General features: G+C 34.2%; 14 protein-coding genes. 7 read left to right on the top strand and 7 right to left on the bottom strand.

Annotation, left to right across the window (positions count from 1 at the left end; all coding sequences use genetic code 11):
- Together GKZ88_RS09445 and GKZ88_RS09440 are read right to left on the bottom strand one after the other, a co-directional pair.
- Positions 1 to 2,611 (bottom strand): SBBP repeat-containing protein (locus GKZ88_RS09445; RefSeq protein ID WP_155102118.1); only part of this gene is annotated, 2,611 nt, incomplete at its 3' end.
- A gap of 11 nt (positions 2,612 to 2,622) precedes the next feature.
- Entirely contained in the window at positions 2,623 to 6,690 is a 4,068-nt protein-coding gene (locus tag GKZ88_RS09440; protein ID WP_155102117.1) for a T9SS type B sorting domain-containing protein, read from the bottom strand.
- Between the two features lie 136 nt (positions 6,691 to 6,826).
- Here GKZ88_RS09440 and GKZ88_RS09435 point away from each other — a divergent pair, with 136 nt between their 5' ends.
- Positions 6,827 to 9,031 carry a radical SAM protein gene (locus GKZ88_RS09435; protein ID WP_155102116.1) on the top strand — a complete coding sequence of 735 codons (2,205 nt, stop codon included), beginning with the start codon at positions 6,827 to 6,829 and terminating at the stop codon, positions 9,029 to 9,031.
- Positions 9,032 to 9,044: 13 nt separating this feature from the next.
- Here the strand turns inward: GKZ88_RS09435 and GKZ88_RS09430 are convergent, their stop codons facing one another.
- The 4 genes from GKZ88_RS09430 to GKZ88_RS09415 form a co-directional block, all read right to left on the bottom strand.
- The gene (locus GKZ88_RS09430; RefSeq protein WP_155102115.1) at positions 9,045 to 9,569 is read right to left on the bottom strand and encodes a hypothetical protein; all 525 of its coding nucleotides are present in this window, start codon (positions 9,567 to 9,569) and stop codon (positions 9,045 to 9,047) included.
- Between the two features lie 93 nt (positions 9,570 to 9,662).
- Positions 9,663 to 10,427, bottom strand: coding sequence for an MBL fold metallo-hydrolase (locus tag GKZ88_RS09425; RefSeq protein ID WP_155102114.1), 765 nt, complete (start codon positions 10,425 to 10,427; stop codon positions 9,663 to 9,665).
- 123 nt (positions 10,428 to 10,550) lie between these two features.
- Entirely contained in the window at positions 10,551 to 11,240 is a 690-nt protein-coding gene (locus tag GKZ88_RS09420; protein ID WP_155102113.1) for a response regulator transcription factor, read from the bottom strand.
- Positions 11,237 to 12,499, bottom strand: a complete 1,263-nt coding sequence (locus GKZ88_RS09415) for a HAMP domain-containing sensor histidine kinase (protein WP_155102112.1) — start codon at positions 12,497 to 12,499, stop codon at positions 11,237 to 11,239. Before GKZ88_RS09415 ends, GKZ88_RS09420 begins: the two co-directional genes overlap by 4 nt.
- Before the next feature lie 165 nt (positions 12,500 to 12,664).
- On the opposite strand from GKZ88_RS09415, the gene GKZ88_RS09410 reads away from it, so the two are divergent.
- Entirely contained in the window at positions 12,665 to 13,075 is a 411-nt protein-coding gene (locus GKZ88_RS09410; RefSeq protein WP_155102111.1) for a DUF1573 domain-containing protein, read from the top strand.
- Positions 13,076 to 13,229: 154 nt separating this feature from the next.
- On the top strand, positions 13,230 to 14,807 hold the full coding sequence (locus GKZ88_RS09405) for a L,D-transpeptidase family protein (protein ID WP_155102110.1): 1,578 nt from the start codon (positions 13,230 to 13,232) through the stop codon (positions 14,805 to 14,807).
- A gap of 165 nt (positions 14,808 to 14,972) precedes the next feature.
- On the opposite strand, the gene GKZ88_RS09400 is transcribed toward GKZ88_RS09405, so the two are convergent.
- Positions 14,973 to 15,476: a C40 family peptidase gene (locus GKZ88_RS09400; protein ID WP_155102109.1), complete on the bottom strand. Its 504-nt coding sequence runs from the start codon at positions 15,474 to 15,476 to the stop codon at positions 14,973 to 14,975.
- A gap of 208 nt (positions 15,477 to 15,684) precedes the next feature.
- Here GKZ88_RS09400 and GKZ88_RS09395 point away from each other — a divergent pair, with 208 nt between their 5' ends.
- The 4 genes from GKZ88_RS09395 (at position 15,685) to GKZ88_RS09380 (ending at position 21,959) form a co-directional block, all read left to right on the top strand.
- Positions 15,685 to 16,779: an SGNH/GDSL hydrolase family protein gene (locus tag GKZ88_RS09395; RefSeq protein WP_155102108.1), complete on the top strand. Its 1,095-nt coding sequence runs from the start codon at positions 15,685 to 15,687 to the stop codon at positions 16,777 to 16,779.
- Entirely contained in the window at positions 16,769 to 18,151 is a 1,383-nt protein-coding gene (locus GKZ88_RS09390; protein ID WP_155102107.1) for a sialate O-acetylesterase, read from the top strand. Before GKZ88_RS09395 ends, GKZ88_RS09390 begins: the two co-directional genes overlap by 11 nt.
- A gap of 422 nt (positions 18,152 to 18,573) precedes the next feature.
- The gene (bglX, locus tag GKZ88_RS09385) at positions 18,574 to 20,868 is read left to right on the top strand and encodes a beta-glucosidase BglX (RefSeq protein WP_155102106.1); all 2,295 of its coding nucleotides are present in this window, start codon (positions 18,574 to 18,576) and stop codon (positions 20,866 to 20,868) included.
- A 134-nt stretch (positions 20,869 to 21,002) separates the two neighbouring features.
- Entirely contained in the window at positions 21,003 to 21,959 is a 957-nt protein-coding gene (locus tag GKZ88_RS09380; protein WP_155102105.1) for an aldo/keto reductase, read from the top strand.
- Positions 21,960 to 21,999 lie beyond the last annotated feature (40 nt).

The following is a 21,999-nucleotide window of genomic DNA, read 5'->3' as shown; positions in this document are numbered from 1 at the left end:
AATTTCCGTTACCATCATTATAATTCCAAACAATGGTGTACGTTCCTGGTAAACTGTAAGATAATGGACTTGTAGTTGTTCCTATAATTGCTCCAGCGCAAACATCGGTAGCAGTTGGAATTGTGTTAACAACGGTATGGCAGTCCCCTGTTATGGTTTGGAGAGCAGCTAAATCAGGAACAGGTTTTTCAATATCGCCAATAACCACATTTATTTTTTTAGTATCATCACAACCTCCAGTTCCTGTTATTGTGCAGCTATATTCGCCACTGTTAACAGCTGTCGCATTTAGTATTGTTGGATTTTGATCTGTTGACGAAAAGCCGTTTGGACCAGTCCATAAATAATTTGTTCCCCCTGAAGCTTTAAGTTCTAATGTCTTGTTTGGACAGATTGGAGAATTTGATGAAATTTCTGGAATTTTAAACGAAAGATCTTCATGAAATTTCATTAAAAAGAAGTTTTTATCGCCCAAAATATTTGATTGATAAGAACTTCCATCAGCAATATCGTCGTTGTAACTTGACAATCCAGCTACAAAAAATGTGTCATCAGCGTTTAAAGCTATTTTTAAAGTATTATCATTACCAATATAGGTTCCCCAAATAAAAAGACCTTCTTTAGAAAATTTACCAGCATATCCATAATGAGTTCTGATTCGATTTGGTTTGTAAGAACAAGGAGTGGTAAGTTTGTAATCAGTTCTAAAATCCATATTTCCGCCTCCAATATAAAGTGAATTATTTTGAAAGACTATAGAAGAAATGTTAATATCTCCCACGTAAGTACCCCATATTCTTTGTCCTTGAACATTTAATTTTGCTAATAAACCTTTATAAAGATTTGCATTTGAGTCTTCAAATGTTCCAGGTGTAGCAATATTATCACTACTATAAGTATATCCGCCAATATAGATATTTTCTTCATTATCAATTTCTATTGCTCCAATGTTCTCCATAGGTGAGCTACCACCATAATATGTACCCCAAATTCTTTGTCCATTTAAGGAAAATTTACATACATATCCATCGCCTAAAAAATTAGAGTTTGGGTTTTCCTGAAAAACACCGGTAGTTGCCATATTTGTGCTTTCAGTATTTCCTCCAGCAACCAAGTAAGAATTCTTTATTGCGACAGTATTTAAATTATCATTTCCATCGCCTCCAACATAAGTGCTCCATATTAAATTTCCATTTTCATTAAACTTGGTTATAAATCCATCTGAATTTAATCCATATGGATTTGACGAGTTGCTTAGTCCAGTTTGAAAATTACTATTTATTGCAATATTTGTTTTGCTCGAAGTCGTGCCAACAATGTATATATTATTATTGTTATCAATACCTAAATCATTCGCGTAATCCCTATCTTCTCCACCAAAATAGGTCCCCCACTGCCTGATCCCACTGCTGTTAAATTTTACCAAGAAAGCATCTAAGGATCCTCCAAGGTTTGGTTGAAAAGATCCTATTGTACTGATGTTTGTTTCTGACAATGTATAGCCTGTAACTAAAACATTATTTTGTAAATCGATTTTTATACCATACATATAAATAGATTGTGTACCAGCATAGTAGGTTCCCCATAGTCTATTGCCGTTTTTGTCAAACTTAAATATAATACCATTTGTAATTGAATTGATATACTGATGGCTTCCGCTTGTTTGATGCGCTCCAGAAGTAGCATAGGAAGGACTTTGAGATGTTGTAGTTCCTGAAACATATGCATTGCCAAGGGAATCAGTTGTCAAATTAACTTTCCACCAATTTGAACCAGTAGTTCCGGTTTCATCTCCATAAAAAGTTCCCCAAAGCCTTACAGGCATAGGATCAATAATAATAGTTTTTCCATTTGCAGAATTTAAAGAACTAAAACCATAAACATTTTTCTTAATCTTGGTATAACCAACTTCAACTTCCTTTTTGTTTCCACCATCTTCAATCCAGCTTGCAGGAAGCGTTTCTTCCATTTTTCCGAAACGAACATTCATTTGGATTTTGTTGTCAATCAGATCAGTTTCAGCGCCATTAAACTTTAATTGAATTTCTGAGATTTTTCCTTTTGGATGAATCACAAAATTGTATTCTACGATTTTCTGAGGATCGTTTGGAATAGAAAAAACAACATCAATATTTGGGTAAATATTTTTGTATGTAATTTGCTTGTATTGGTAAACGCCAGTAATTCCTTCCGGTTTATTTGGAACATTATAATAGTTATCAAAATCACCAGATTTTTGTTCTGCGACTAATGCTACTTTTGAATTTGAGTTGACAAAATCAATATCAATTCGATGAAAAGTATATTCTAAATTAAAATTTTCTTGTTCTTCTTTTTTGTTATCATGAAAGTGTGACAAAAGTTCACGCTCATTTCTAGGATCTTTTATGGGAGTTTTTTTTACTTCATAAATGTCATATGAAAAGCCATTTTTTTTCAATTGAACATTTAAGCCATTAGAATTAAGTAAATACAAAACAGAAACATTTGGTTTTCCTTTTTGATCAATTATCTGACCTTTATTTTCTTTAAAACCAATAGACTGATTCTTGGTTTGAGAAAATATCGGAATAAACATTAATAAAAATAAAAAGGTAAAAATATGTTTCATAAGTTGTTTTCTTATCGTTTTAAGGTAAAATGGCCTCTAAATTCTTTGCCGTTTGCTTGGGTAATAATAAACCAATAATCTGACGCAGGTTCCTGTTGGCCTAGAAAATTTCCATCCCACGAAGTATTTTTATTTAGTTCTTTAATGAATTTTCCATATCGGTTAAATATTCTAATTCCTGTATTTGGAGCCAAATAATCAAAATCAATTGTCCAATCGTCATTGTAGCCATCACCATTTGGAGTAAAGAATTTTGGAAAAGGAATTTCTTCAACAAAATTGATACAATTTCCAGCGGTTGCTTCTAAAACTGAAATTTTTACTGGAATTCGGTCACTTTCGCAATTATTTATTGTTTCTGAAACGTAATAAGTCACTCCATTTTCAAGCAAAGTCGATTCAGATAAACTTATATTAGAAGTTGTGCTTTCGAACCATTTCAGATTCTCTCCAGTTGCATCAATGTCGCTGATTTTTGCTTTCTGTTGGATACAGAAAATCTGAGGCGAAGAGGCGATTGGCTCTTGAGGATCATGAATTTTTACAGAAACAGCAAATTTTTGGCTTTCGCAATTGTTTAGTGTTTGAGTAGTATAATAAGTTTTGTTTTGTAGTAAAGTAGTTTTGGGTAAAACAATGCTGCTTGTTTCCGAATCATACCATTTTATATTTGTTCCCGAAACCGTAAGATTAGCAATTACTGCATTTTCATCAACACAAAATTGCTGGCTGTTATTACCAGTTGGAGTAGGAGTGTCATTAACCCGAATTAAAACGGCTGTTCTGTCACCTTCGCACCCAATAGTCTGTGATGCATAATAGGTTTTATTATCTTCTAAAATAGTAGTATTTGGTAAAGCCGATGCAGAGAAATTAGTATCGTACCATTTTATATTCTGACCAGATATTTGAATATTGCTTAATGTTGTATTTTCATTTTTACAGAATGTCTGATTTGCATTTGCTGCTGGAGCAGAAGGTGTATTTACAATTAAAATCGTAACTCCAAATCTTGGACCCTCGCAATTATTTAAAGTCTGAGACGCGTAATAGGTTTTGCCATTTACAAGATTTGTAGTTTCTGCTAATAAAGAACCATTTGTTAAAGCGTCATACCATTTTATTGAAGTTCCAGTAACTTGAATATTAGCAATTGTCGAATTTTGACCAGTACAAAACGTCTGAGTTACATTTCCTGTTGGAGGGGAAGTAACTTGAATATTGATTTTGATCGGAATTCTTTCGCTTTCGCATCCGTTTATGGTTTGTGAAGCATAATAGGTTGCTTTGTCCTGAAGCACAGTTGTCATTGGTACAAGTGTTCCTGCTGTTAAGTTACTGTACCATTTTATATTTTGTCCAGTAATTTGAATGTCATTCAATTTTGCGTTTTGCTCAACACAAAAAGTCTGTACAGCGTTTGCGGTTGGCAATGGCTGACTTGCAATAATTACAGTTTGATTTTGTGTTGCTAAATTTCCGTTACCATCATTATAATTCCAAACAATGGTGTACGTTCCTGGTAAACTGTAAGATAATGGACTTGTAGTTGTTCCCGTAATTGCTCCAGCACAAACATCAGTAGCCGTTGGAATTGTGTTAACAACGGTATGGCAATCCCCTGTTATGGTTGGGAGAGCAGCTAAATCCGGAACAGGTTTTTCAATATCGCCAATAACTACATTTATTTTTTTTGTATCATCACAACCTCCAGTTCCTGTTATTGTGCAGCTATATTCGCCACTGTTAACAGCTGTCGCATTCAAGATTTTTGGATTTTGATCTGTTGATGTAAAACCGTTTGGGCCAGTCCAGGAATATGATGCTCCTCCAGAAGCGTTAAGCTCCAGAGTCTTCCCCAAACATATTGGAGAGTTGCTTGTTATGGCTGCGCTTAAATCGCAATCGAGAAATTTTACTAAAAAAGCATCGTACACATTAGGAGTATAGGTGTTTTTGTCTGGATATAAATCGGTTTGATAAGTACCAGGAGTTGCAATATGTGTTTTACTATTAGTTGATCCAGCTAAGTAAATATTATGATTATCATCTAAGGCTGTTACAATGGCATTGTCTGCATTTTCACCGCTAAAATAAGTTGCCCAAACTCTTTGTCCATTTGTATTAAATTTAACAAGGTAGGAATCTGTTCCTGGATTGCTGTTCAAAGGAAATTCCTGATAGGTATTGGGTGTTGATGAAAATCCCGTTTTAACGCGTCCTGTAAAAATGATCGACCCGCTTTTCGAGATTGAAGTACCTGCTGTTTCCGGGTAAAAATAAGTTCCCCAAATTTTAAAACCAGCGGAGTTAAATTTAAATATAATGCCATCCCGATCAGATCCAGTAGAAATGCGATTTTCTTGAAAAACTCCTGAAGAACTTATTCCAGTTGTACTTAATGTATAACCTGAACAATAAATATTACCAGAGGAATCTTGACCAAGATCAGAAAAATAGTCGGTATTTTCTCCACCAAAATAAGTTCCCCATATACGATTTCCATTTGGGTCAAATTTTACCAGAAAACCATCTAAATCGGCTGTTGTTTTGGTGCTTTTAAAGGAACTTGGAGTAGCTATATTTTGAATACTTTGTGTAGCCCCCAAAAAAATTATGTTACCATCTAAATCTAGTTTTGAGTCTGTAATTTCATCGTAGGCGCGACCACCATAGTAAGTCCCCCAAATTCTGGTTCCATTTGTATTAAATTTAGCAATAAACGAATCTGTTGAAGAAGCGTCTGCTATATTAGGTTGATGAGAACCAACTGTAGCAATGTTAGTTGTGCTGAAAGTTTGTCCCGATATATAAATGTTTTCATTCGTATCTATAGTAAGTGCTCGTACATTGTCATTATTAATGCCTCCATAATAAGTTGCCCATTCTCGGACTCCGTCACCGTTAAATTTTGCTAAAAAGCCATCCCAATAAGCGCTTTTAAATTCCTGATGACTTCCAATTGTCGATATATTATTTAGGCTTGAGGAAGAACCAGCAATGAAAATAGTATTGTTATCTGAAACAACAATTTTTTCAATTTCGTCACTGTTGCTGCCACCATAATATGTTCCCCAAACTCGGGTACCATCAGAATTAAATTTAGCAAAGAAACTATCATAACTTGAGTTTGGAAGCGAACCTAATTCATTTTGAGATGCTCCTGCTGAAGCTATATTACTTGTGCTGGACGTAATTCCTGCTAAATAAACATATCCATTTTTAGTAAAAACAAAATTAGGATGGTCATCATCAGAGCCACCATAATAAGTCCCCCAAAGTCTCGTTGGCACAGGATCAATCACAATAGTTTTTCCACTTACAGAATTAGAAGAACTAAATCCATAAACATCTTTTTTAATTTTAGTATATCCAACTTCAATTTCTTTTTTATTTCCTTCATCTTCAATCCAGCTTGCAGGAAGTGTTTCTTCCATTTTCCCAAAACGAACATTCATTTGGATTTTGTTGTCAATCAGATCAGTTTCGGCGCCATTAAACTTTAATTGAATGTCCGAAATTTTTCCTTTTGGATGAATCACGAAATTGTATTCTACGATTTTTTGAGGATCATTTGGAATTGAAAAAACGACATCAATATTTGGATAAATATTTTTATACGTAATTTGCTTGTATTGGTAAACGCCAGTTATTCCTTCCGGTTTATTTGGAACATTGTAATAATTATCAAAATCAGCTGATTTTTGCTCTGTAATTAATTCTACTTTTGAATTTGAGTTTACAAAGTCAATATCAATTCGATGAAAAGTATATTCTAAATTAAAATTTTCTTGTTCTTCTTTTTTGTTATCACGAAAGTGTGACGAAAGTTCACGCTCATTTCTAGGATCTTTTACGGGAGTTTTTTTTACTTCATAAACATCATATGAAAATCCATTTTTCTTTAATTGAACATTTAAGCAATTAGAATTTAATAGATATAAAACGGAAGTATTTGATTTTCCTTTTTGATCAACAATCTGGCCTTTATTTTCTTTAAAACCAACAGATTGATTTTTGGTTTGAGAAAACAATTGGATTGTTATTAAAAAGAATATTAATAGTAATGTTTGTTTCATTTAGAATGATTTGGGGTCGGCGCAAATGTAATTAATTATCTTACAAGATAAAATCAAAAAATCAAAACGCTATGAACTAAAATCTTTTCCTAAAAAGTCTCTAAATATCCCGTATTTTTGCAAAAAATAATTCCCTTTGAAAACAAAACTTTTTGTAATTACACCGCCTTTTACACAACTGAATACTCCGTATCCGGCAACGGCGTATATAAAAGGTTTTCTAAATACTAAAAATATAGAATCGGTTCAAGCTGATTTGGGTATTGATGTTATTTTGGAATTGTTTTCGAAGAAAGGAGTTTCAGATTTGTTTCAAGTTTCAAGTTTCAAGTTTGAAGTTTTGGGTTCTGATGTTTCAGATAATTCAAAGCGAATTTTTGCTCTTCAAGATGAATACATCAAAACTATTGATCCTGTAATCCAGTTTCTTCAGGGAAAAAATCCAACTTTGGCTTTACAAATTTGCCAAGAAGATTTTTTGCCAGAAGCTTCTCGTTTTGCACAGTTGGAGGAACTCGATTGGGCTTTTGGAACAATGGGAACGCAAGACAAAGCAAAACATTTGGCAACTTTGTATCTCGAAGATATTTCGGATTTTATAGTAGAATGTGTCGATGAAAATTTTGGCTTCAGCCGATATGCCGAACGTTTAGGCCGAAGCGCGAATTCTTTTGATGAATTGTACGAAACGCTTCAACAGCAGCCAACTTATATTGACACGATTTTAATTTCACTTTTAAAAGCTAAAATTGAAACTGTAAAACCTACTTTATTTTTAATTTCTGTTCCATTTCCAGGAAATTTATACAGCGCGTTTCGTTGTGCGCAATGGGTAAAACAAAATCATCCTGAAATTAAAATTTCAATGGGCGGCGGTTTCCCAAATACCGAATTGCGTTCGCTTTCGGATAAACGCGTTTTTGAGTTTTTTGATTTTATTACTTTGGATGATGGCGAAGTTCCGATAGAAGAATTAATTTCCAATTTAGAAAATCCAAATTCCAATTCTTATAAAAGAACATTCTTATTAGAAAATGGAGAAGTTGTTTACAAAAACAATTCTTTAAAACACGATTATAAACAAGCTTACGTAGGAACTCCAGATTATTCCGATTTGCCTTTGGATAAATATATTTCGGTAATCGAAATTGTAAATCCGATGCACCGAATGTGGAGCGACGGACGCTGGAATAAACTCACAATGGCACACGGCTGTTATTGGGGAAAATGTACTTTTTGCGATATTTCATTAGATTACATAAAAGTTTACGAACCCGTAGCGGCAAGTTTACTCTGCGATCGAATGGAAGAATTGATCGCGCAGACAGGACAAAACGGATTTCATTTTGTTGATGAAGCCGCACCGCCCGCTCTGATGCGCGCTGTGGCACTCGAAATTTTAAAACGAAAACTGGCCGTAACATGGTGGACGAACATTCGATTTGAGAAAAGTTTTTCCAAAGATTTATGTCTGCTTTTAAAAGCTTCAGGCTGTATTGCCGTTTCCGGAGGTTTAGAAGTAGCTTCAGACAGACTTTTGAAATTAATTGACAAAGGTGTTACGGTTGAACAAGTGGCAAAAGTAACCCGAAATTTTACCGAAGCCGGAATTATGGTTCATGCGTATTTAATGTACGGATATCCAACCCAAACGATTCAGGAAACAGTTGACAGTCTCGAAATGGTTCGTCAATTGTTTGAAGCAGGAGTTTTACAGTCGGGATTTTGGCATCAATTTGCACTTACGGCGCATAGTCCAGTTGGATTGTATCCGGAGAAATTTGGGGTGACCAAAAAAACAGAAACCATCGGAACTTTTGCTAATAATGATATTGATTACACCGATTCAACAGGAATCAATCATGATAAATTCAGTTTCGGATTAAAAAAATCACTTTTTAATTTTATGCACGGAATCTGTTTTGATTACGAATTGCAGGATTGGTTCGATTTTAAAATTCCGAAAACAAAAATTGATCCCGATTTTATTTTTAATGCACTCGAAGAACAAAACGATTTCAATACAAAGCCAAATGCAAAAGTAGTTTGGCTTGGCGGAAAACCTGCTGCAGAAATCTTTACAAAATCAAAAAAAGGAAGAAGCTGGGAAATGATGTCTTTGACTTTTCATGATAAAAAAGAAAGTTTTACCATTCAGACTAGTAAAGACGAAGGGGAGTGGCTGCTTTCAATTTTGACAAATATTTCGGTTTCGGGAACTAAAAATTATACGTTTCAAGAAGTCAAAAATGACTTCGAAACTTCATTAGAAGATTTTGAATTGTTTTGGTATTCAAAGCCTATAAATACGTTGCGTGAGTTTGGGTTGCTGGTTCTTTAATAATCAGATTTAATTAATTTTTTGTTACCCAATAATGAAAATCTCTTTCTAAATCATAGGCCATTCTGTTTACACTTCTTCTAATTACGAAATATGGAATACCTAACATAAGTGACATATGTATGAGTAGAAAAGGCAAAACAAAAAAAGGAATCTCATCACTACCAAGCATCATTCCCGTAAAGGCGATGAGATAGATCAAAACTATAAATGCAAAAAAGAAAATCATTCTTTTTTTGAAACCTAAAATTTCAGCATCTATAATCAACTTGTCATTTCGATCAATTAAACTTCCGGTTACCGTAGCAAATGAATAATTAGTGTCAAATAATCGTCTTCTTTTTTTTAATTCAAATGCACTGCCGTCAATATTTCCTTTGTACTCACTTGTGCTTGATCGAAAAACTTCAAAAGGAACAAAACTTAAATCAGATTCGTCAACATTAGTTCTAAATTTTTGAATGAAATCAGTTTTTGAAACTGGCAATTGTATTGAAATGTCTTTAATTAATTGTATTTTTCTTAGAAAAGTATCCATTTATTTTGGTTTGATTGGGAAACCAAATATAGTATTATAATTGAAAAGCGAATATTGATTTAAAATTATTTTAGAGAAAGAAATAGTATAAAATCAATACTCCACAAAAGTCCCATCAGCAGGAATAGCAGTTTTTGATAACAGATTATTTTCTGCCAAAGCCATTTTTAAATCCTCGCGTTTGGTTGGGCAGTGATTTAAGGCTTCAAGGTGATTTGCAAAAACATTTCCGGGCGCCAGTGCAGTAAATTTCAAAATATCGTTCATCCGCATTAATAAAGGCTGTCCGATATCTAATCTCGCTGTACCACAGGCAACAGTTGCAATATCAGGTTTTAGTTCGATTAATGCTTTTTGGACATCATTTGTAAAAATGGTGTCAGAACTTATATAAACCGATTTTTCGTTTGCCAGTTCAATGTAAAAACCCATTACATTTCCCATCAATTTTGCGACAAAACCATAACCATGAAGTGCCGGAATTCCAATAATTCTTCCATCTAGAAAAGGCTGAGGTTCCCAATAATTTAAAGTCTGAACTACTTTTAGGCCTCGTTTTGTAAGCTCTTTTTCATCTTTTGAACTGCACACAACCGGAATGCTTTTTCGTCTTAAATAAACTTCTCCAGCTTTGTCTATATGATCAGGATGCAGATGCGTAATTAAGCAAATAGTAACTTTACTTAAAATTTCTCTGCTGTTTTTTGGCAAAGAAACCAGTGGATTTCTTTTTGGGTTATATCGAAAGATTGTAAAGGGCGGAATCGTTTTTCTTTTTCCTAACATCGGGTCAACCAAAATCACATGTTGCTCCGTTTCAATAACTAAAGTAGCGTTACGTAAATGATGTAATTTCATATCGGGGAAAATTAGAACTTAAAAATACAAAGATTTTTAGAAATCCTTTTACAGATTTTTCTATATTTTTATCAGAATTGTTAAGATTTGCTTACAAAAAAGATTTCCGAAATCAGATTAAAACTATTCGACAGAAAATCTAAAACCAATTCCGTGTAAATTTTCAATCGAAATTCCTTTCTCGCTGGTCAAAATTTTTCGGAGGCGCGAGATAAAAACATCAAGACTTCGTCCCATAAAATAATCGTCAGTTCCCCAAAGTGCGGTTAGAATTTGTTCTCTTTTTAAAACCAAGTTTTTATTGTCCAGAAAAAGCTTCAGCAATTCGGCTTCACGCTGTGTCAGAGTGATTTTTTCAATTTCATTAAAAAGAATAAAATTGCTGGTATCAAATTGGTATTTTCCAATGTCATAAACCAGTTTTTCTGTCTGAATAGAGGTTTTTTGAGAACGCTTCAGGAAAATTTCAATTTTCAAAAGCAATTCTTCAATACTGAAAGGTTTTACCAAATAATCATCGGCGCCCAAACGCAAACCTTTAATTCGGTCTTCTTTTAAAGTTTTGGCTGAAAGAAAAATGATAGGAACATCTGTATTTGTTTTCCTAATTTCGGTAGCCAACTCAAAACCATCCATTTTTGGCATCATGATATCAAAAATACAAATGTCAAAATTTTGTGTTTTAAATGCTTCTAAGCCTAATTTTCCATCACAGCAATGAATAACTTCATAATTGTTTTGTTCCAAATTATCTTTGGTTAAAAAAGCTAAAGTTTCATCATCTTCGGTATAAAGTATTTTAAATTGTCTCATTTTTTATAAGGAATTGACAAAGTTATAGTAATGCCTTTTTCTGAATTATTTTCGGCTTTTATTTTCCAATTTTGAAGACTGCAGATTTCTTTTACGTAATATAAACCAAGTCCAAAACCATTTACTTCATTGCTTTTTTCGTTTTGAGCACGGTAAAATTTATCAAAGATAAAGGAAATGTTTTTAGGAGAAATTCCAATTCCGTTGTCTATAAATTTTAATTTTAAAACTTGATTTTCCAGTGCAATCTGAATCACAATATTAGGTTTTTCACTGCAATATTTTACAGCATTGTCCAGCAGATTATAAACCAAATTATTAAAATGAAAAACATCTGTTTCTAATAAATATTCTTTTGAGGAACTTTCAATTTTAATAATTGCTTCCGGATATTTTAATTGAATATTTTCAATTGTTTCTTCTATAATCGGGACAATTAAAACCGCTTCTTTTTGTAATGCTAAAGGCGTGTAATCTGATTTTGCAATATTCAAAATCTTCTCAATATGGTTGTTGAGTTTATGACTTTGTTTGATTATAATATCAGTATAAGTGTGCAGTTTTTTGTCTTCTTTTATCGGATTTTGTTCAATTAAATATTTTGATGCGATTAAAATGGAAGATAAAGGCGTTTTAAATTCATGCGTCATATTATTGATGAAATCGCGCTGTAATTCAGAATATTTTTTTTGCTGTAAAAGTTTAAAAATCGAATAGACATAAATCAGCAAAATCAAAATTAATGCAGTCGAAAGCACAAACCAAAAACGCATTGAACTGAATAAATAAGTCGTTTCATTAGGAAAGCGGACAGCGAAATAGTAAACAAGATTTTTATGTTTAGGAAAGGAAACTGTCTTTTTTACTTTTGATTTTTCAGATAACGAAATATAATTTCCATAAACCATTTCGTCACTTTGGCAGTTGTACATCGCATATTCAAAATCGGTTGTGATATTCATTTTTTTGAATTCCGATTTCAAATAAAATTCCAAAATATCAGGCTCAAATTCATTGTCGATATTGACAATATAATAATCGTTTGAAATTTTATGAACAGGATTTTGGCATGAAGATTCGTGATCTTTTCCTTCATCTAATTTACGCGAAACTTCTAATAAAGCAATATGGGCTTTCTGGCTCAGCTTTTTTTGTTCAAGTGTAAAAGCTTCTTTTGTCCAAAGCAGCTGTGCTACCAAAATACTTATAATGGCAATTAATCCGAGAAGGATAATACTGTTGAGTTTGTTGATTTTCAAGAAAAAATGTCTTTTTAAAAATGTAATATTAATGAAATTTATGCTGAAAAACAGCCCTTAACAAGTCGTTAACAAAGATTTGAAACCGGTTAACAGCGATTTGAATTTATCTGAAATACTTTTGGAATACAAATTTAGAACTATAAACCATTAAATATTTAAACTATGAAAATTATTAAAATCTCCATGTTAGCTTTGGCATTAGGCTTAATGTCTTTCTCAGCAGTTGCACCAGTAAAATCTTTAGTTTCTGAAACAAAAGCGGCAACAGCTTCTACAATTGTTTGGAAAGCAGAAACCGTTGATGTTGGCGAAATTCCTCAGGGAACTCCAAAAGTAATTGTGTACGAATTTAAAAACACAGGAAAAACGGCTGTTGTAATTACAAACGTTCAAGGATCTTGTGGCTGTACAGCAACAGATTATACAAAAGAACCAATTCAGGCTGGAAAAACTGCTAAAGTTACGGCAACTTATAATGCTGCAAACAAAGGTGGTTTTACAAAAACAGTAACGGTTACAACAAGTGCCGAGACTACACCAAAAGTTCTTACTTTAAAAGGAACGGTTATCTAATAGAATTTTAATAGGTTGGTTATATCACGAGTCCCAAATAGGTAGAGTATTTGGGACTTTTTTTGTGCTTTTATTTGAACAGATTTCATAAAAATTTCATTTTAGAAAACCTCATAGTTATAAAAACTTTCCTATTTTTATTAAAAATTTTATTATGAAAATCTGGTATCAGTTTATTGCCGCCGTAAGCCTTTTTGCAGTTGTTTCATGTAATTCAAAAGGAGATAAAAAAGAAGAAAATCAAACCAAAGTAAAAGCCGAAATACCGGAACTGAAACTTCACATAGACAGTTTAAAGATTACTGCTTTTTATACTGAATATCCAAAATTGGCCAAATTTCAAGATGAGGTTCTGGCTTTATATAAAAAAAATAAATCAACTCAGTTATGGCAGGATAACAAAGGTGTTGATGAATTTGGACATACTTTGTTCAATAAATACAAAGGTCTTGATGAAGAAGGGCTAAAAGCCAATTTTCCTTATAAAGAGCTGAATGCTGTTTTTGAGAATAATTCCGAAAATAAATTATCTAAAGAAAATACGGATTTAATGATTTCAAACCTGTATTTCTATTACGCCGAAAAAGTTTACGCTGGCTTTGACGAAAAAACAACTATTTCGCTTGAATGGCTTTTGCCGAGAAAAAAGCTGAATTATCGCGCCTTGACCGATTCCATTTTTAAGAAATCAACTATAAATGATGATCACAGAAGCAAAATGTTCAGTCAGTATTATAAACTGCGTGATGTTTTAAAACAATATCGTGAGATTGAAAAAAAAAGTGGCTGGAAAACAATTGAAACAGACGAGGATTTTAAAAACCTGAAAGTCGGTGATTCATCAAATGTTGTGGCTCAAATTAGAGAAAGGCTTTTTGCGACAAAAGATATTAAAGAAGATAGTAAAAGCGCGGTTTGTGATACGGTTTTGATTAATGCATTGAAAAACTATGAAGCGCATCACGGCTTAACACCAAAAAATATAATCCTGCCAGAACATATTGCCGAAATGAATGTTCCGGTTTCTGACCGAATAAAAACGATTATCGTTAATATGGAACGTTGTCGATGGATTGATCCCGAATTAGAAAAAGGGAAAAAATACATTGAAGTTAACATTCCCGAATTTAAATTGTATTTAATTGAAGATGGGAAAATCGCTTTTATTTCGCCTGTTGTAGTAGGAAAAGCGATGACAAAAACAGTTATTTTCAGCGGCATGATGAACAATATTGTTTTTAGCCCGTACTGGAATGTGCCGACAAGTATTATCAATAAAGAAATTAAACCCGGAATGGCTAAAAACAAAAATTATTTGGCTCAGAAAAATTTGGAGTGGAATAATGGCGCCGTTCGTCAGCTTCCGGGAAAAAATAATTCGCTTGGTTTAGTGAAGTTTTTGTTTCCAAATTCGAGTAATATTTACCTGCATGATACGCCGGCAAAAAGTCTGTTTGAAAGAGAAAGCAGAGCATTCAGCCACGGCTGTGTGCGTGTAGCAAAACCTCGTGAATTAGCTATTATTTTATTGAAAGATGATCCGCGATGGACTCCTGATAAAATTGATAAAGCAATGCATGCTGGAAAAGAAAACTGGGTTAGTTTAAAAAAGAAAGTTCCAGTTTATATCGGATATTTTACAGCCTGGGTTGACAGAAAAGGCCAGATGAATTTCTACAAAGATATTTACCAAAGAGATGAAAGCCTGATAAAATTATTGACTGAAGAATAATAAAATAAAATTCCAATTTCTCTAAATTCCAAATTCCAAAATTGAGATTAAAAGTTTATTGCGCTTTAGAAAAATATAAGCCACAGATTAAAGGATTAAAAAAGATCATAAAAAATCAGTGTTAATCTTTTTAATCTGTGGCTGAAAATAAATTCGTGGCTTAAACTATTTCGATAAAACATCAATACACTTATAAAAGCGATTTGTGTAATGTTCTGTAGCAAGGGAAGTTATTGTAACGCTGTTTACCTTTCCAGACGAAGCATGAATGAATTTTGACTGCATTCCATTGGCTTCACAAATAATTCCGAGATGACCAATCATTGTTTTGTCTTTATAACCGTAAAAAACTAAAATATCACCAACTTTAAAATCTTCCGGATTTAAAGCCTTGCCTAAATTTTTATAACTTCCAGAACTTCTGGGCAAGTCTACATCAAAATGATGGAAAACATAACTGATAAAACCAGAACAGTCAAAACCTTTTTCTGGATTACTGCTGGCGTATAAATAAGGAGTTCCTAAATACTTTTTAGCATAAGCTATAATTGAATCTCGGTCAATTTGATTCTGAGTTTTAGCAAACTGTACTGTTGTTTCTTTCTCTTTTGTAATAAAAGAAGAAAACAAAACAATCGAGAGCAAAAGAATAAATTGATAAAATTTCATTTTGATTAAAAGTTTAATTCATAAAAGTAGACCGTTGCTTTTTAAAATCAAAGAAAAACGCTTGATTTTGTAAGACTTTGCAATTATAATCTGAAAGTTGGTGTAGTTGCGTGGTGTTTTTTTATTGCATTTTGACGTTTTAGTATCTTTCTGTCTGCCAGATTTCAGATATATTTGTGAATACTATTTATATTTTAACAAATAACTTATGTTTCTGAAAAAATCACCGTTTTTAATTTTGTTTTTGCTGCTTGCATCCGTTTGTTTTTCACAGACTCAAAATCAAAATAAAACCTTTTTATACGAGGGCCGAATCGAAAAACTTCAAAATGATAATGTTATTTTGATTGGAACCGCTTCTTCGGTTTCTTTCAATTTTACTGGAAACGAATGTTCGATTTCGCTTCAAAGCGTTGATTCTTATGAACATCATAATTATGCTACATTAGTTTTAGATGGAAAATATCTTGGAAAAATTAAAATTGAAAAAGGTGCAGTACAATCTTTTCCAATAAAAGCAGCTTCAAATCGAAAAGAGCATCGTCTCGAAATTTATAAAAATACAGAAGCACGTACTGGAGGCGTTTTATTTGCTGGAACAGATGCAAAACTGACATCAATTTCTGCTAAAAAGAAAAAGAAAATCGAATTTATTGGTGATTCTATTACATGTGCCGCAGCAAGTGATGCTGTTGATTGCGACAAAGGAGAATATATGGATCACCATAACGGATATTATGCTTATGGACCAACACTTTCAAGAGCAATTGATGTTGATTATTTGACTAGCTCTGTTTCTGGAATTGGAATGTACCGCAACTGGAACGACGAGAATATAAATGAACCTATAATGCCTGAGGTGTATCAGAATTTGTATTTGACGAAAGACAATTCAAAACCTAAATACGATTTTGCTTTTCAGCCCAATATTATCAGTATTGCTTTAGGAACAAATGATTTTTCTGGCGGAGACGGAAAGAAAGAGCGTTTGCCTTTTAATGCCGAAAAATATGTTTCGAATTACATCAATTTTATTAAAATGCTTTACGTTCATAATCCGAAAGCACAGATTGTAATTACAAACAGCCCGATGGTTAATGGTGAAAAAGCTATTGTTTTTGAAGATTGTCTGAACAAAGTAAAAAACGCTTTCGCGGATGATAAAGCACACAAGTCAATTTTGATTTTCAAATTCAAACCAATGAAACCGAATGGCTGTTTAGGTCATCCTGATGTTGTAGATCAAAAAGTGATGGCAGATCAATACGGACCTTTTTTAAAAAAGCTTCTAAATGAAAAATAATATTTTTAAGTTTGTTTTCTTTCTGTTGATTTCCAATATTATGATGGCAAACGTTACACTCCCGAATATTTTTGGCGATAATATGGTTTTACAGCGCAATTCTGAAGTTAAGATTTGGGGCTGGGCAAATCCAAAAGAAGAAATCAAATTGGTTTCAAGCTGGAACAATCAGGAATATAAAACGGTTGCGAACAATCAGGCGCAATGGGAATTTCATATTAAAACTCCGGAAGCCGGCGGACCTTTTACGATTTCGATAAAAGGTTATAATGAAATCGTTTTAAAAAATATTTTAATTGGAGAAGTTTGGGTTTGTTCCGGACAATCTAATATGGAAATGTCTGTAAGCTGGGGAATCGAAAATGGCGAAGAAGAAATGAAAAACGCCACAAATCCTAATATTCGTTTTTTTACAGTTCCGAAATTAACGGCAACAACACCACAAAATAATTTACTTGGAAACTGGGTCGAATCGACACCTGAAACCATGAAATATTTCAGTGCTATTGGCTATTTCTTTGCTAAACGTTTAAGAGAAGATTTAAAAAATGTGCCAATCGGTCTGATTTCTTCGAATTGGGGCGGAACTCCAGCAGAAATCTGGATGCCGGAAGAAGCAGTGAATAACGATGCTGTTTTATTAGAAAATGCCAAAAAACTAAACGAGCAGGAATACGGACCAAGACAGCCAGGTCGCGCTTATAATGCGATGATTTATCCTTTTGTCGGATTTAAAATTGCTGGAACGCTTTGGTATCAAGGTGAGTCGAATGTTGGTTCTTTGGTTTATGATAAAACACTTTCTGCTTTAATTGCTTCGTGGAGAAAAGCTTGGAACGACGAATTCCCTTTTTATTTCGTTCAGATTGCACCTTATAAAACCGGAAGCAACAATTTCTCGAATGTTACGGTGAGAAATTCGCAAAGAAAAATTTTGAAAGAAGTTCCAAAAACAGGAATGGTTTTAACTTCTGATATTTCGGATACAATTGATATTCATCCAAAAAATAAAAAATCGGTTGGAATTCGTTTGGCGAATTTGGCCCTTGTCGAAACTTATAAAGTGAATTCTAATTTGGTAAACGGACCACTTTTTAAAGACGTTAAAATTGAGAAAAATAAAGTCACAGTTTCTTTTGATTATGCTGACGGATTGTATTTCAAAAATAAAGTTTCGAATCAGTTTGAAGTGGCAGGCGCCGATGGAAACTTCTTTCCTGCTGAAGCTTCGATAAAAAATAATCAAGTCATTTTGACGAGCAAAAAAGTATTGGATCCTGTAAAAGTGAGATTTGCGTGGGGAAATACAATTCAGTCAGATTTGTTTAATAAGGTGAATTTACCGGCTTCTTGTTTTACGACAGAATTTTAGATTTTAGTCCCGAAGCCTCGGATTTTAGATTTTTTGGCCACAGATTTTACTGATTGAACGGATTAACACTGATTTTTTGTTTGGGTTTGTCAGGCTGAGCGAAGTCGAAGTCCCGCAAAGTGAGACGCAAAGTTTGTCATCCTGAGGAACGAAGGATCACACTCGGGATTCGACAAAGATTGGCGAAGTTCTGTGTGGAGTTTCTAGTGTGATCCTTCGTTTCTCAGGATGACAAGATAACCGAAAACGCTCTTTTGAAACCGTTTGCGTGAGGGATAGAAGTGGAAAGCCCACAGCCTGACGAAGGAAGTGCGAGGACTTGAAATGAATAGCCCGACCCGCTTTTTCAGCGGGACACGCCCAAGACATTAACATTAGCATCTTAGCATCTCAGCACCTTAGTAGCTTAAAAAAAACTAACCATGAAAAATAAAAAAATAATAATTATTGGGGTTTTGTCCCTGTTTATCGTTGGAAATATGAATGCACAAAAAAAGCCATATCTGGATAAAAACAAAACGGTTGAGCAAAGAATTGATTTGCTTTTGCCTTTGATGACTTTGGAGGAAAAAGTGGGACAGATGAACCAATATAATGGTTTTTGGGATGTGACAGGACCCGCTCCAAAAGGCGGAACAGCCGAATTAAAATACGAGCATTTGCGAAAAGGATTAGTGGGTTCGATGCTGACAGTTCGTGGGGTGAAGGAAGTTCGAGCGGTGCAGAAAATTGCTGTTGAAGAAACGCGTTTAGGAATTCCTTTAATTATCGGTTTTGACGTAATTCATGGTTATAAAACGTTAAGCCCGATTCCGTTGGCAGAAGCAGCGAGCTGGGATTTGGAAGCGATTAAAAAGTCGGCGGCGATTGCGGCGGATGAAGCTTCGGCATCTGGAATTAACTGGACTTTTGGCCCAAATGTTGACGTTGCCAACGATGCGCGCTGGGGACGTGTGATGGAAGGATCTGGAGAAGATCCGTATTTAGGAAGTAAAATTGGTTATGCCAGAGTGAAAGGTTTTCAAGGTGAAACTGTTGCTGATTTGGCTAAAGTAAATACCATTGCGGCTTGTGCGAAACACTTTGCAGCATATGGTTATGTTGAAGCTGGACTGGAATATAATATTGTGGATATCAGTAATTCTAAATTGTACAATTCGGTTTTGCCTCCTTTTAAAGCGACTGTTGATGCAGGAGTTCGTACATTTATGAATTCGTTTAATACTTTGAACGGCGTTCCGGCAACTGGAAACGCATTCTTGCAAAGAGATATTTTAAAAGGAAAATGGAAGTTTGATGGATTTGTAATTTCAGATTATGCTTCGATTCGCGAAATGATTACACATGGCTATGCAAAAGACGAAGCCGATGCAACTGCAAAAGCGGTAATTGCAGGTTCTGATATGGATATGGAATCGTATTTATATGTCGCAAAATTGGTTGATTTGGTGAAATCAGGAAAAGTAAAAGAAGCTTTGGTTGATGATGCCGTTCGCCGAATTCTTCGTGTAAAATTTGAATTAGGATTATTTGATGATCCGTACCGATATTGCGATGAAAAACGCGAAAAAGAAGTTGTGGGGAGTAAAGCTAACAATGATGGCGTTTTAGACATGGCGAAGAAATCAATTGTATTATTGAAGAATGAAAAAAATCTGTTGCCACTGAAAAAATCAGGACAAAAAATAGCTTTGATTGGCGCTTTGGCAAATGATAAAAACAGTCCGTTAGGAAGCTGGAGAATTGCTGCGGATGATAATATGGCAGTTTCGGTTTTAGAAGGAATGCAGCAATACAAAGACAATCAATTGACTTTTGAAAAAGGAGCTGATTTATTAAAACAAAAAGCGACTTTCCTAACAGAAACTGTTTTTAATACGACTGACAAAAGCGGATTTGAAGCGGCAAAAACCGCGGCAAAAAATGCTGATGTTGTGGTAATGGTTTTAGGTGAATACGGTTTCCAGAGCGGTGAGGGAAGAAGCAGAACGGATTTGAATTTGCCAGGTTTACAGCAAGAATTATTAGAGGAAATTTATAAAGTAAATCAAAATGTGGTTTTGGTTTTAAACAACGGCCGTCCGTTAAGTATTCCGTGGGCTGCCGAAAATGTTCCAGCAATTGTTGAGGCTTGGCAATTAGGAACTCAGACAGGAAATGCAGTGGCGCAGGTTTTATATGGAGATTACAATCCGAGTGGGAAATTGCCCATGTCGTTTCCTAGAAATGTAGGTCAGGTGCCAATTTATTATAACAAATACAGTACAGGAAGACCAATCGACAGTGATAAAAACGTATTTTGGTCGCATTATATGGATGTGGAGAAAACGCCTCAATTTCCGTTTGGTTTTGGTTTGAGCTATACAACTTTCGAATATAAAAACCTGAAATTGAACAAAACGGCTTACGCAAAAGGAGAAAAGGTTCAAGTCAGCGTTGAGGTTACAAACTCTGGAAATTATGACGGGAAAGAAGTCGTGCAATTGTATATTCATGATGAATATGCCAGCATTGTTCGCCCAATTAAAGAATTGAAAGGTTTTGAATTGGTTAATCTTAAAAAAGGGGAAACGAAAACAGTTTCTTTTACTTTAACCGATGCGGAACTTGGTTTTTATGATAATGAAGGAAAGTATTTAGTTGAACCGGGAACTTTTAAAATTATGGTTGGAGGAAGTTCTGATAAAGGACTGCAAGACGGTTTTGAATTGAAATAAAATTAAATTGTAAAAATATTTCTCCCGCAGATTTTGCAGATTCGGCTGATTTTTTTATCTCCGAAATCTACAAAATCTGCGGGAGTTTTTTGTATTTTTAAAACCTATTAAACTACCAACCTTAATTTAAAATAATGAAATATAACAGATGCGGAAAAAGCGGGTTATTACTGCCTGAAATTTCCTTAGGATTATGGCACAACTTCGGATCAGTGGATAATTTTGATAATGCCGAAAGTATCGCCGTAGAAGCTTTTGATAAAGGAATTACTCACTATGATTTAGCGAATAATTACGGACCGGTTCCGGGTTCTGCGGAAACTAATTTTGGTAAAATTCTGTGGCATAATTTTCAAGGGAATTTGCGTGATGAAATTATTATTTCGACTAAAGCGGGCTATACAATGTGGGATGGACCTTATGGAGATTGGGGTTCAAGAAAATATTTGTTGTCAAGTTTAGACCAGAGTTTAAAGAGAATGAAAGTCGATTATGTCGATATTTTTTATTCGCATCGTCCAGATCCCGAAACGCCAATTGAAGAAACGATGATGGCTTTGGATTATGCCGTTAGAAGCGGAAAAGCATTGTATGTGGGAATCAGTAATTATTCGGCAGAACAGACTCGTGTTGCGGTTGATGTTTTGAAACAATTAGGAACGCCGTGTTTGATTCACCAAGCTAAATATTCAATGTTACAGCGTTGGGTTGAAGATGGTCTGCTTGATGTTTTAGAAGAAAAAGGAGTGGGCTGTATCGCGTTTTCGCCTTTGGCACAAGGACTTTTAACAGATAAATATCTAAACGGAATTCCGGAAAACTCAAGAGCGCATAATCCAAACGGGCATTTGAGAGAAGATGAGGTAACGCAGGAACGTATTCAGAAATTAGTTCAATTGAATGAAATTGCTAAAAATAGAAACCAGTCTTTGGCGCAATTGGCTTTGGCTTGGCTGCAAAAAGACAAACGAATTACTTCGGTTTTAATTGGTGCGAGTTCTGTGAAGCAATTATGCAATAATATTGATTGTTTGCAGAATACGGAGTTTACTCATGATGAATTGAACGCAATTGAAAAGATATTATCTTGATTTTATATTCAAACCTAACAGGTTTTTAAAACCTGTTAGG

It is taken from the genome of Flavobacterium sp. LC2016-01 (genome assembly GCF_009711135.1).
Lineage (GTDB): Bacteria > Bacteroidota > Bacteroidia > Flavobacteriales > Flavobacteriaceae > Flavobacterium.
Note: the sequence above shows the minus strand (reverse complement) of the source record. Positions and strands in the feature narration are given on the sequence as shown.